The following is a 12,791-nucleotide window of genomic DNA, read 5'->3' as shown; positions in this document are numbered from 1 at the left end:
CCCTGTCCGGCACGAACTCGGCGGAGGTTTCGTTTCCCTGATGCGTATCGGGATCGACGCGGCGTCAATCGTGGGGGACAAGGGCGGCGTCGGCTGGCACACGTATCATCTGCTCCGCTCGCTGCTGGCCTTGGATGAGAAGATCGAGTATGTGGGGTATCTTCGGCCCGGGTCGCTGCAGGCCGGCCGGCTCGAAGGCTGGCCCGTGCACGATCGTCTGCGGTGGGTGGAAACGCCGCGGTGGCTGATGCCATGGCGGGGCGCCTGGGACCGGCTCGATCTCTATCACGGTCCCAATTTCAAGATGCATACGACGGGCCGATCGGGCGGGATCGTGACCATCCATGATTTGTGGCTGGCCAGGCATCCGGAATATTCGAGGAAGTTGTTAGGGCAGGCCGGTTCATCCCGGCGCGCGATGGCCACGGCCAATCGGGCGCGACGGGTGGTGACGGTGTCGGAGTTTTCAGCCCGCGAGATAGAAGCCTTGTATGGAATTCCGCGTGACCGGGTGGTCGTCATCCATAATGGTGTGACTGAGGACTTCTCTCCGGTGCAGGATGAGCAGGCGATGGCAGCGCTGATGAAGCGGTGGTCGATCCCTGCGACAGGATTTATTCTGTTTGTCGGCGGGGCCGATCCACGAAAAAACCACCGTGTTTTTCTGCAGGCCGTGGCGCGGTCGCGGTCTCAGCTTGGAGGACGAGTCATTCTGCTCGTGGGGGATGCGGAACATCCGCAGGGAAGCTACCTCGCGACGGCCCGGTCGTTTGGACTGGAGCAGGAGGTGCGCTGTACCGGTCGTCTCGATCGTGACGAGCTGTGCCGGCTCTACTCCTTTGCCGATCTGTTTGTGTTTCCGTCGCTGTATGAGGGCTTCGGCATGCCGGTCCTCGAGGCAATGGCCTGCGGCGCACCGACGATTACCTCTTCGACGTCGTCGCTTCCAGAAGTGGCAGGGGATGCGGCGCTGCTGGTGGACCCGGAGGATGCCGAGGCGTTAGGAGCGGCGATGGTGAGGGTGCTGTCCGAGCAGGCGCTGCGACGGCAGCTTCGGGATCGTGGCTTTGAGCGGGCGCGACTCTTTACCTGGCCGCGTGCAGCGGTGCGTACCAGTGCCCTCTATCGTGAACTCTGTGCCTGAGGCAGGCTGTTGAAAAAGCCCGCCGGCATCGTGGTCAACGTCTGTGAAGCGTGAATCGTGGGGCGTATCTGTCGGAGATAAGAGCGCATGGCTGATGGCGTATAGCTGGTAGGAAAGACGCGCACTCTCTATTTCGGACCATACGCCATGAGCTATACGCCATAGGCTCTTTTCTGCGGACGAGACACGAACGACGCTTCACGAGCGACGAACGAATGTGCGATTCTCGACGTTGCCGTAGGTCAAAGGAGCAGCGGTGCAACGATCTGCTAGAGTCGGTGGGGTGATGAATTTCCAGAATATCCTGATCATCAAGTTGCGGCATATCGGCGATGTGCTCCTGTCGACGCCGGTGTTGCGCGGGTTGCGGGCCGAGTTTTCCCCCGCGCGGTTGACGGTACTGGTCAATCGTGGAACGGAAGGGGTGTTGGCGAACAATCCCGACGTGAACGAGGTGTTGTGTCTCGAAAAGGGACCCTGGCAAGCCCAGCTGAAATTTGTGCAGATGCTGCGAGGGCGGGCTTTTGACGCTGTGGTCGATCTGACCGATGGCGATCGCTCGGCCGTCATCAGTCTGGCGACCGGTGCGCCCGTCCGTATCGGATTTAATGCGGAACATCGCTGGCGAGGGCTCTTGTACAGCACCGTGGCCAAGCCCCGCCCGACGGATCAGCATCGGGTGGACTACGATCTTTGTGCCCTGCGCGCCCTGGGACTGGACCCGAAGCCGGGCACGCCTGCCTTGTACACCTCGCCGGCGGATGAACAGGTGGTGGAGACTTGGATGCGGGAATCCGGCCTGTTGTCTGCGCAAGGCTCTCCCTTGTTGGTGCTGTTGCAACCGGGGGCCCGCTACTCGCTGAAAGTCTGGCCGCATGAGCGGTTCGCGCAGTTGGCCGATCGTCTTGCCGACAGGTTTGGCTGCCGGATTCTCCTGGGCGGCGATCAGCGTGAACGTGAGGTGGCCGAGCAGGTTGCCCGCAAGACGCGTTGCGCGCCCACCGTGGTCGCGGGGAAGTTTTCGCTGCTGCAGTTTGCCGCATTGGTCAAACGGTGCGCGTTATTCGTCGGAAACGACGGAGGCGCGATGCATATTGCGGCCACGATGGGCACTCCCGTCGTGGCGCTGTTCGGGCCGACCTATCCGCAACGGTGGGGGCCGCGCGGCGGACCGGCCCAGGTGATCTATAAGGGCTTGGACTGCCGGGCCTGCTATCATCCGACCTGCTTGCGCGGGGATGAGAGTTGTATGCAGCAGATCACAGTGGATGAGGTCTGTCTGGCGTCCACTCGCATGTTGGAACGAAGGATGGCGGGGGCGTGAGCGAGGAATCGGTGCGCAGGTGCATTCCAGTGATGTCTGACGTCTGGATGTCTAATGGAGGCCTGCTGTCTGTAATGCGCTGAGCTCGACGATCACCGCGTATGCGTGCCGGGCTGAGGGAAAAGGTGTCTGGGAACTAGCACAGATTGCGGGCATCATTCGTACGGGCTGCGCAAATGCGATAGCGTCCTGAGGGGGATCCGTTCATGGCAAAGATCCGCGTGCTGCATGTGTCGAACCGGCTCGAACTCGGTGGCACGGAGAAGACCCTTCAGATTTTCTGCCAATATCTCGACAAGTCGCGGTTCGAGGTCTTCGCTTGTGGCCGCATGGGCGGCGGGGTTCGGGTTGAGGCGCTCGAACGATACGGCATCCCGGTGTTCATCGAGCCGCCTGATTTGACGCAACTGGTACGCGACTACCACATCGATATCTGTCATGTTCACCGAGCCGGGACCTACGAACCTGGCTCTCTACCCGCGCGTCGCCCCGGCGGCCCTCGCGTCGTAGAAACCAATGTGTTTCATGCGCTGGACGAACAGGAAGGGGACCGCATCGACTGCCACTGCTTTGTTTCCGAGAGTTCCAGGTCGACCTATTTTCGTCGCTATGGAGCCCAGCCTGGTAAGCGGTACGAAGTGCTCTACAACCCGGTCGACTTCTTAGAGGTCGGCGGCGGGGAGAAGTCGTTCAGCCGTACCATCGGACGCTGTAGTCGACCGGATGATCAGAAGTGGCATGATGTCTGCTTGAAGAGTCTGCCGAGAATATTTCGGAACGTGCCGGAAGTCCGTTGCCTGCTTCAGGGTGCGACGGAACGGGTACGGAGCACGCTGACAGGGCTGGGGCTGCAGGGGCGAGTGGAGTTTCTGGAGCCGTCCATGTATGTCAAAGACTTCTATCGGCGTCTCGATATCTTTACGCATGGTTCGCGGATTGGGGAGACGTTCGGGTGTGTCATCGCCGAGGCCATGGCCAACGGCATCCCCGTTGTGACGCTGAGTACCCCTCAGCGAAAGAAGGCCAATGCCCAGGCAGAACTGGTCGAGCACAATGTGACCGGGTTCGTGTGTCGATGGCAGTGGCAATATGCGGGCGCCGTGATTGAGCTGCTGCAGAATGAGGCCTTACGGGCCGCGTTCGGACGACGCAGCTACGAGAAAGCCCGAGAACAATTCGACGCCGCTCTGCTGACGAAACGGTTGGAAGATATCTACGTCGATCTGATGGATATGCGTCCGTAACAGGCGAGGACGTGCCGGGTCGATTGGCCCACCGGCCGGAGCCGGCCGGGCGTGGGAAAGGGTGGTTGCGGAGTGATTGTCATCGATCTTGGATGCGGGAAAAATAAGCAGCGGGAGGCCATTGGGTTTGACTGCCGACGGGAGCCAGGGGTCAACGCCCTCTGCAATATCGAACAGCCGCTGCCGCTCAAGGCCGATTGTGTTGATGTGGTTCACCTGAGCCATGTCATGGAGCACGTGCGCGAGCTGATTCCGTTCATGGAAGAGGTCTATCGGGTGTGCAAGTCGGGCGCTCAGGTACACGTGACCGTTCCCTACTACACGTCTCGCGGAGCCTTTCGCGATCCGACGCATGTGCGGTATTTGACGGAGGATACGTTTCAGTATTTCGAGGCGCCGACCGATTATGGCATCCGGACGAATTTTCGAATTGAGTCGGTTCGGTATGATACCCGCAAGCCGTTTCGATTTCTGCCCGAATATGTCCGCAAACGCTGCCGGCGGCACCTCTGGAATGTGGTTGAGAATATGTACGTGACGCTTCGCGTGGAGAAATCCTAGGCCGCACGAGGATCGAGCCGATCACACTGACATGAAGGTGCTCTATCTGACCGATTCGGAGCCTGACTATCTGGCCGACCAGATCTATGACGGGCTTTGCACAGTGCTGGGGGGGGAGAATGTTTTTGACTTCCCCCGTAAAGCCGCGTATCACGGTCCGGATCCTCGCTCGTCGGCTCTCCTCATCGATCGAGAAGGTGAGGAGGCGCAGGATGCGCTGGTCGAGAGGCTTCGCGCAGGACAGCTTGACTTGGTTCTGTTGTCTTCGCCGAGACGAGGGGTTCAGTCGGCGTTCCGTACCCTCGCAGATCACGTGAGGCTCCCTCCTATTGTGGTGCTCGATGGGGAAGACGATGCGCAGCTTCGCCTGGATCTCCTCAGAGCGGTCGGAGCCGGGATGTATTTTAAGCGCGAGTATCGCAAGCGACCCGCTGGACAGGGCAGGGCCTGGTTTCGAGGTCTGAGGTCGGCGCACGGTGAGGAGTTTGAAGGGCGTATCTTTCCCCTGCCGTTTTCAGTCAGTGCGGCGGCGTTATCGGGGGCGCCGAGTCCGACCCGAGACATCGACGTCTCGTTCGTCGGGCGGGCTTCGCACCGAAAGCGACTGGCCGCGGTCAGGTTATTGAGGGATGCGAGGGATATCCGGTTCGAGGGCGGGGTCTATGCCGAGCCGACCGATCGGCGGTCGAGGCTGGCCGAGTCCTGGTTTGACATCATGGCGGCGAAATTGGTGGGTGATCCTCCGGCCAGAGGCTCGATGAGTAGAATGGGGCGGGAGGCGTATCGCTTGCTCTTGGGCCGTTCAAAGACGGCGCTTTCTATTCGCGGTGGCGGATTCGACACGGTGCGTTATTGGGAAATTGTGGCGGCGAAAACCCCGTTGATCTCCGAGGCTCCGGACATCGACATTCCGCATAACTTCGAACACGGTGTCCACGCCGTGTTCTGTCGGCCGGATTTGAGCGATCTGACCTATTGGGTGCGGCGGCTCCGCGACGATGAAGCCGAACGGCAGCGGATGGCCGAGTCTGCCTATTCGCATGTGCTGGCCTATCATACGACAGCCCATCGGGCGTCGTATCTATTGAAGTTGTGCGCACAGGTACTTTAAGCGTCCATGAAATCACTCAGCCTCGTGATTGCGCTCTACAATCAACTCGAGTTCACTCGACAATGCCTCGCGTCGATCAAGGCCTATACCCCCGCTCCGTTTGAGCTGATTCTGATCGACAACGGTTGTGTGGACGGGACCGCGGAATATCTTCGGGGCGTCGATGCGACCGTCATTTCCAATGCGCAAAACCTTGGCTGTGCGAAGGCCTGGAACCAGGGGATACGTGCCAGTCGAGGTGATGTCATCGGTATCCTGAACAACGACCTGCTCATGACCGCGGGGTGGAGCGAAGCCCTGTTGGCGTTCATGGAACAAGGCGAGTACGGCATTGTGTGTCCCTCGGCTCGAGAAGGACCCCTGGACTATGACTTGGCGGCCTATGCCCGCGAGTTTACTCAGGCCTGCGCCGGGGCGGTGCGGCGGGAACTCTATGCGCCTTGTATGTTGATCGACCGCGCGGTGTTCGATCGGATTGGCCTGTTCGATGAGGCCTTTTCTTATGGCGGCTGCGAAGATACTGATTTCCTCTGGCGCACCAAGGCGGCAGGGTTTTCCGTCGCGATGACCGGCTCGGCGCTCATCCATCATTTCTCAAAAGTCACTCAGGTTGCGGTGTCTCGTACGGAGACCGACCAATACTGGGACCACAATATGGCCCATTTCAAACAGAAGTGGGGTCGGACGATCCGTGGCAATTGGTTTCAACGGCGTCTCACCGATGTGAGAGCCAAGTTGGTTAAACGATCGGAGCAACGCCGATTCGGCCATACGCTGGTGGAAAAATTTCCTCGACGTGTCTGATCGGGGGCAGCCGCTCGGATGAACGACGTCGGCGGGTTTGTTTCGCATCCCGTTCGTCGTGCCACTGCATGAGAGGGATGCCGAGTCTGTGAAGATTGTCATCGCCGCCTGGCATCTCAAGAATGCGACTGTGGGCATCGGACGGTATGCCCGGGAACTGATCGAGGCGCTGGGGCGCGTCGATCAGGTGAATCACTACGAGATTCTGATCCCTCATGCGGAACATCCGTTCACCGTGCGCCCGAATATGCGCTATCGTGTGATCCGGTTCCCGCTGTTCCGTCGCCGTTTCTGGGAGCAGGTGGCGCCGCTCCTCGTCGGTCCGTACGATGTACTTCACTTCCCGTACGATTCCTGCGTGGCCTGGAAACGCGGACGGTTCGTGGCCACCATCCATGACGTCAAGCCGTTGCTGTTTCCGGTGCTCCGTGCGCGGACCAATCTCAATAGTCGCATCGAACAGTGGTTGGTCGGGGACCGCTGGGAAAAGATCGATCACGTCATTACGATCTCCGAACATTCTCGGCGTGATTTGCTGGCGCACGTTCCGCTTCGCCCCGAACAGGTGACCGTGACGTCACTGGGCCTCGATGCCGAGCGGTTTCGGCCGGCCGAGCATCGAGGCGAAAACAAACCCTACGTCTTCTGTGTTGCCGGTGCCGACCCGACCAAAAATGTCGGCCTGCTCATTGACGCGTTTGCGAAACTCCCTGAGACGCTGCGCAGCCGGTTCGATCTGGTCCTGGCGGGTGATGTCTGCAAACGCCTCGATATTCGAGCGGCCGTCGAACATCATGGCATCGGTGCCCACACTAAACTGGTCGGCGTGGTATCCGACCGGGAACTCGTGGCGTATTATCAGCAGGCCACCGTGTTTGTGTTTCCCTCGCTCTACGAGGGGTTCGGTCTACCGGTGTTGGAGGCGATGGGGTGCGGCTGCCCGGTGATCTGTTCGAACGCCTCTTCACTGCCTGAAGTCGCAGGTGATGCGGCGGAATTGATTGATCCACATCGAGCCGAGTCGTTGACCGACGCCCTCGTCAAGGTGTTGGGCTCATCCGATGTGCAGGCGACGCTGCGGGCGTGCGGGATTGCCCGAGCGAAGGAATTTGTATGGGATCGTACGGCCAGGCAGACGGTCGCGGTGTATGAACAGCTCATCGGATAACGGGGCACCGGACGATATGAGCGAATTTTCTGGTCTGAAGCTGGGGCGAGACGTTACGATCCAATCGATGGGGGATGGCAACGGCCGTTTCGCGCAGCGAGTATCCGTCCCGCTGATCCGATGGGCTTGTGACGCTGGGGGTGATGTATGAAAGGTGTCGTGCTTGCCGGAGGGCTCGGTTCTCGCTTACTCCCGCTGACCAAAGTGACGAACAAACATCTCCTGCCGGTGTATGACAAGCCGATGATCTATTACCCCATCCAGACGCTGGTCAATGCCGGCATTACGGAAGTGATGTTGGTGACAGGCGGGAACAGCGCGGGTGACTTCCTGAAGTTGTTGGGAAACGGTCGTGATTTCGGCCTGAAGCATCTCAGCTACACCTATCAGCAAGGAGAGGGCGGCATCGCCGATGCGCTGCGGCTAGCGGAGCATTTTGCCGATGACGGCCCGATCTGCGTGGTGTTGGGCGACAATTTGATTCAGGGGAATATTGCGAAGGCCGCAGGGGCGTTTCGCGCGCAGAAAAGAGGCGCAAAGATCCTCCTCAAGGAAGTGAAGGATCCGCAACGGTTCGGGGTGCCGCACCTCGAAGGCGATCGGGTGCTGAGCATCGAAGAAAAGCCGGCACAGCCTCGCTCGTCCTATGCGGTCACCGGAATCTACTTTTATGATGCCCGTGTCTTCGAGATTACCCGGACATTGAAACCGTCGGGGCGCGGCGAATTGGAAATTACGGACGTCAATAATGCCTACATTGCATCCGGGGAGTTGACCTGGGATGTGCTGGATGGCTGGTGGACGGATGCCGGCACGATCGAATCCCTGTTGGCAGCCAACCAGCTCGTGGCCCAGACCGGGGCGAATAGGATGGAGTTCTAAATGCGACTACTTGTCACCGGCGGGGCCGGCTTTATCGGATCGCACCTGGTACGCCGCTTGATTCAGAGCGGCTCTCATTCGGTGGTGAATCTCGATGCGTTGAAGTATTCGGGCAATCTGGAGAATCTCGCTGACCTCGCCGGGCATCCGCAGTATGCCTTCGTGCACGCCGACATCGGTGATCAACCAGTCGTGCACACAATTCTGCAGGAACACCGCATTGAAGGCATCATCAATTGCGCTGCGGAAACCCACGTGGACCGGTCGATTCTCGATCCCGGGGCGTTTGCCCGCACGGACGTCGTGGGGACGGGCATTCTATTGGAGGAAGCGCGACGGGCCGGAGTGCGGCGGTTTCTGCAGGTCAGCACCGATGAGGTCTACGGTAGTGTCGAGCAGGGCAGCTCTACGGAGAACGATCGATTGGAACCACGAAGTCCCTATTCGGCGAGCAAGGCCGGAGGGGATTTGCTGGTGCTGAGTTATTGGACGACCTACCAGTTTCCGGTGCTGGTCACGCGTGGAAGCAATACCTATGGGCCGAACCAATACCCCGAGAAATTTATTCCGTTATTTGCGACCAACGCGATCGACGGGGAGCCGCTTCCGTTATACGGCGACGGCAAACAATGCCGGGATTGGTTGTCCGTCCATGACCATGTGGCGGGGATCCAGCATGTGTTCGAACAGGGGCAGCTGGGGACTGTGTACAACGTCGGCGGCGGGAACGAGCGTGAGAATATCACCGTGGCCGAACAGATCGTCGGGACACTGGGAAAGTCTCGGTCGCTGATCCGTTTGGTGCAGGACCGCCCCGGACACGATCGTCGCTACTCGATCGACTGCAGCCGGCTGCGGGCTTTGGGCTGGTCGCCGCAAGTGCCGTTCGAGGAGGGGCTGAAGGAAACGGTTGAGTGGTATCGTACGCATGAGAGTTGGTGGCGGACGATCAAGTCCGGAGAGTTCAAGGCCTACTATCAACAGCAGTACGCGAAGCGGTTGCAGCAGGGGACGGCGTGCGGATCGTAATCACTGGTGCGCAGGGGCAGCTGGGGAGAGATCTTCAGCAGACGCTACGCGGGCATCAGCTGACGTTGCTTGATCTTCCCACGTTCGATCTGACTCGGCCGGACTGCGGTCGCGTCATTGCCGAGGCCGTCCCGGAAGTCGTGATTCATGCCGGCGCCTACACGGATGTGGATGGGGCTGAAGGGAATCCGGCCCTGGCCCTGGCGGTGAATGCTGAAGGGACTGAGCGCGTGGCTCGCGCAGCCGCTGACATCGGAGCGAGGCTCATCTGTATTTCCACCGACTACGTATTCGACGGCCGGGGCACGCGCCCCTATGTTGAAACCGACCCGACCCATCCTGTGAGCGTCTACGGTGCGTCCAAATTGGCCGGCGAGCAGCGTGCGTTGGCCTGTTGCCAAAACACCCTGGTGGTGCGTACCGCCTGGCTCTATGGTCTTCACGGGAGGAATTTCGTCAAGACCATCTTGAAACTGGCGGCCGAACGGCCCAAGTTGACGGTTGTGGCCGACCAGCGAGGTTGCCCGACCTTTGCCGAAGATCTTGCGGACATGATTGGACAGTTGGTGGCGCATCCGGCGCAGGGGTTGTTGCATGTGACGAACGCCGGCGAGTGCACGTGGCATGAGTTTGCCGCTGAGATCGTCCGATTGTCGAACGCCCGGATTCCCGTTGAGCCGATCACGACGGTCGACATGCCGAGACCGGCGAAGCGGCCGGCCTATTCCGTCCTTTCAGCAGAGAGGCTCCATCATCTCGGATTCACCATGCCGCCTTGGCAGGATGGCTTGGGGCGTTTCTTGAGCGCACAGAGCAAGCTGGCCTCCTAACCCGCATTATTCATGAGCACTTCTGCCGCAATCGACGCTCCGCCGTTCCGACGAGCCGGCGGGCTCTCCCCTCGGATCTTCGACGTACTGCACGAGTGCGCCTCAGATCTTCTGACCTCGGCGTGCCGGTCTCACGACGCGGCTTGGCGATTTCGAGATGAACGGTCATCAATCATACGGGCTAGCGGAGTCGGGTTCTGCGGGTCTCTGTATCCGAGGCGCGGGCAGCTGTGAAACCGAGAATGAAGTGGTGGTCAAGACTGCTGGTCGCGTTCGGTATCAAAAGTAGTGGGCCTTCTTCCCTGTTCATGCAGCACAATCCTCGATATGCCGCCTTTGAAGTTGGGGAGGGGACCTATGGACATCCGGATATTGTCGTGCCTGACGACGGTAGCACGGTTCGCATTGGTCGGTATTGTTCCATTGCCGGTGGGGTCTCGATTCTTACCAGCCAAGAGCATCACCTCGAGTGGGTCTCGACTTTTCCGTTTCAAGTCATCTTTGGGAACGACCGGGGTCTTCCCATGCCCTCTCGGTCGAAAGGCAATGTGAGTATCGGCCACGATGTGTGGATCGGGACCGAAGCCTTGATTCTCTCAGGCGTCTCCATAGGACATGGTGCGGTGATCGCGGCAAGGAGTGTGGTCACGAAGGATGTTCCCCCCTATGCCATTGTGGCGGGTGTGCCCGCACGTGTGATCCGGTATCGATTCGATCCAGCCACCGTTGCCAGTCTGCTCCGCATCGCCTGGTGGGATTGGCCGCGTGAAAAAATTGAAACAGCCCTTCCTCTGTTGATGTCCGATCGATTGGATGCCTTTCTTGCACAGTACGATGCGGTCAGTGATCGGTCGTAGCGCCTCTCCCTCGGTCTCGCGTTCGAATCAGTCCCGCTGAACCCATCCCCTTGTGCCTGCCGCTCACTCATGTCTCGTGTCCTGGCTCCTCAGGGGACTCGTTGCCTGGATGAAGCATGGCTCGAGCGCTGTGTTTCTTGTGGAAGGGGAGAATTTTCTCTATACTGCGCTTCCACAGAGCCCCCAGCTCGTGCCGCTGTGATGCGCCGGGGTGCGCCGATGGTGAGTGTAACCCCATCACGTAGTTGCCTCCTCGATAGGTGAATAGGAGATTCATATTCCATGCGATGGACTGCCTGTCGGGGATGAGATGATCTGTCCACATTCGAGGAGGCATGGTCATGCGCCATCTGTGGTGTGATGCCGTGGCCGGAGTGAGAATGCTCGAGTTGATCTGCGTCGAACGTGATCTGTGATGTTATGACTGTTACGACTTCATCACCCGTCGATCCAACCATCCAATCCGCTCAAGAAGGAGAGCAGCAGGCCCGTGCGCGTGCATTTTTTTGGGGATTTCAACGGTATGTGATGATCGCCATTGCCTGTTCGAGTTTCGTGCCTGTCTTGTTTCGCTACCAAGAACATATCGTCATCATTCTCATCGCGCTCTGCTTGGGTATGTGTGCGTTGGAAAAGAAAAGCCCCTGGATCAGAAATCCCCTGGATCTACCGCTGTGGCTCTTCATAATCTGGGTGGTCTGTACCGTTCCGTTCGCCACCGATCCTGCCTATAGTTTTGCCGAGTGGAAAAAATTCGTGGCGCAGGCCGGTGTGTTTTATTGGTCCTTGCTGGTATTGGATCGTTGTCGACGAGAGAACCTGCCGCAGCAGATTCTCTGGGCGCTGGTGATGGGCGGGACGGTGCTAGCCATCTATGCACTCGTCGAGTTTGTGCATGACGGGGGAACCTGGAAAGATCGCTTTATACGGGCTCATGGCTATGGATCCGACTACAACTGGCTCAGCACCTATATGGTCATGGCGCTTCCGATCGCCGGCAGTCTCCTGGTTGTGAGTTATTTTGCCTGGGCTCGTGCTATGCAGGTCCTGGCGCTTGTTCTGACGGGAGCCGCACAGGTCTTTTCATATACTCGCGGTGGATGGCTAGGCCATGTGGCCCAGGGAATGATGCTCGCGCTGCTGATCGGTGGACGGCGCTGGGTCTTGGGCGTGCTGGGGTTCCTGGCCCTCGTTGGCGCAGGGTTGGTGGTTGCCTCACACTCTGGATTCCAGACCGATACGGTGGCTGCCAAAACCGTGGATACGAGATTGACGGTCTGGACCATTGGCTTGGGGGAGGTGTCAACTCATCCGATGGTCGGCATTGGCTATGGCAACAACTCGTTTATCAAAAAATTTCAGGAATATTCGGCCGAGAGGCAGGTTCAGCTTCCGGAGCAGGAACGTATCATCCCGGCTATGCACAATACGTTTCTCATGGTGGCGTTGGGAAGCGGCCTTCCTGCGTTACTCAGCTTTATCTGGATCTTTGTCGCGCTCCTGCGTCGACTCATTCCGATTCCCTGGTTGGCTGGGCGGAACGATAAAGTGACAGTGCTGGCTGCGGGGATCGGATTGGCCGTCATCGGCTTCGCGGTGCGCAATCTCTTCGACTATATGTTTATGGGTAGCCTCGCGCATCTATTCTGGTTGTTGGCGGCGGTTGGGATCACCGTGACGGGGCCGGGTTGGCGGATGGCGCGTCACGAGTCAACGTCCGACGATGTGGCGTCGCTCGGCAGGATCGCATAAATCTATCGGCCATGGGTGGTCGCCAGTTCCAGTGCGCGGGTGTGGTGTGGATGCATCGGCCTCCCATGGGGAGGGGGCGAACGGG

At 59.3% G+C, this 12,791-nt stretch carries 12 protein-coding genes; all 12 read left to right on the top strand.

The window, feature by feature from the left end; all coding sequences use genetic code 11:
• Positions 1–40: 40 nt before the first annotated feature.
• The 12 genes from V9G17_03730 to V9G17_03675 all read left to right on the top strand — a co-directional run bounded on the left by V9G17_03730 (position 41) and on the right by V9G17_03675 (position 12,706).
• A complete protein-coding gene (locus V9G17_03730) occupies positions 41–1,144 on the top strand; it encodes a glycosyltransferase family 1 protein (GenBank protein MEI2751687.1) in 1,104 nt (367 codons plus the stop codon).
• A gap of 256 nt (positions 1,145–1,400) precedes the next feature.
• On the top strand, positions 1,401–2,468 hold the full coding sequence (gene rfaQ, locus V9G17_03725; GenBank protein ID MEI2751686.1) for a putative lipopolysaccharide heptosyltransferase III: 1,068 nt from the start codon (positions 1,401–1,403) through the stop codon (positions 2,466–2,468).
• A gap of 206 nt (positions 2,469–2,674) precedes the next feature.
• Positions 2,675–3,712 (top strand): glycosyltransferase family 4 protein, encoded by a 1,038-nt coding sequence (locus V9G17_03720; GenBank protein MEI2751685.1) that lies wholly within the window; start codon positions 2,675–2,677, stop codon positions 3,710–3,712.
• 72 nt (positions 3,713–3,784) lie between these two features.
• On the top strand, positions 3,785–4,273 hold the full coding sequence (locus V9G17_03715) for a class I SAM-dependent methyltransferase (GenBank protein ID MEI2751684.1): 489 nt from the start codon (positions 3,785–3,787) through the stop codon (positions 4,271–4,273).
• Positions 4,274–4,304: 31 nt separating this feature from the next.
• Entirely contained in the window at positions 4,305–5,384 is a 1,080-nt protein-coding gene (locus V9G17_03710) for a glycosyltransferase (GenBank protein MEI2751683.1), read from the top strand.
• A 6-nt stretch (positions 5,385–5,390) separates the two neighbouring features.
• Positions 5,391–6,188 carry a glycosyltransferase family 2 protein gene (locus V9G17_03705; protein ID MEI2751682.1) on the top strand — a complete coding sequence of 266 codons (798 nt, stop codon included), beginning with the start codon at positions 5,391–5,393 and terminating at the stop codon, positions 6,186–6,188.
• Between the two features lie 88 nt (positions 6,189–6,276).
• A complete protein-coding gene (locus V9G17_03700; GenBank protein ID MEI2751681.1) occupies positions 6,277–7,356 on the top strand; it encodes a glycosyltransferase family 1 protein in 1,080 nt (359 codons plus the stop codon).
• Positions 7,357–7,503: 147 nt separating this feature from the next.
• Positions 7,504–8,238, top strand: a complete 735-nt coding sequence (locus V9G17_03695) for a sugar phosphate nucleotidyltransferase (GenBank protein MEI2751680.1) — start codon at positions 7,504–7,506, stop codon at positions 8,236–8,238.
• The gene (gene rfbB / locus V9G17_03690) at positions 8,239–9,267 is read left to right on the top strand and encodes a dTDP-glucose 4,6-dehydratase (GenBank protein MEI2751679.1); all 1,029 of its coding nucleotides are present in this window, start codon (positions 8,239–8,241) and stop codon (positions 9,265–9,267) included.
• Complete coding sequence (gene rfbD, locus V9G17_03685) at positions 9,255–10,097, top strand: dTDP-4-dehydrorhamnose reductase (protein ID MEI2751678.1); 843 nt, start codon at positions 9,255–9,257, stop codon at positions 10,095–10,097. The genes rfbB and rfbD overlap by 13 nt, the downstream gene beginning before the upstream one ends.
• A gap of 242 nt (positions 10,098–10,339) precedes the next feature.
• On the top strand, positions 10,340–10,954 hold the full coding sequence (locus V9G17_03680) for a CatB-related O-acetyltransferase (GenBank protein MEI2751677.1): 615 nt from the start codon (positions 10,340–10,342) through the stop codon (positions 10,952–10,954).
• Positions 10,955–11,374: 420 nt separating this feature from the next.
• On the top strand, positions 11,375–12,706 hold the full coding sequence (locus tag V9G17_03675) for an O-antigen ligase family protein (protein ID MEI2751676.1): 1,332 nt from the start codon (positions 11,375–11,377) through the stop codon (positions 12,704–12,706).
• Positions 12,707–12,791 lie beyond the last annotated feature (85 nt).

The sequence above is a fragment of the Nitrospira sp. genome (assembly GCA_037045225.1).
GTDB lineage: Bacteria > Nitrospirota > Nitrospiria > Nitrospirales > Nitrospiraceae > Nitrospira_A.
This window is presented reverse-complemented; position numbering and strand designations above follow the sequence as displayed.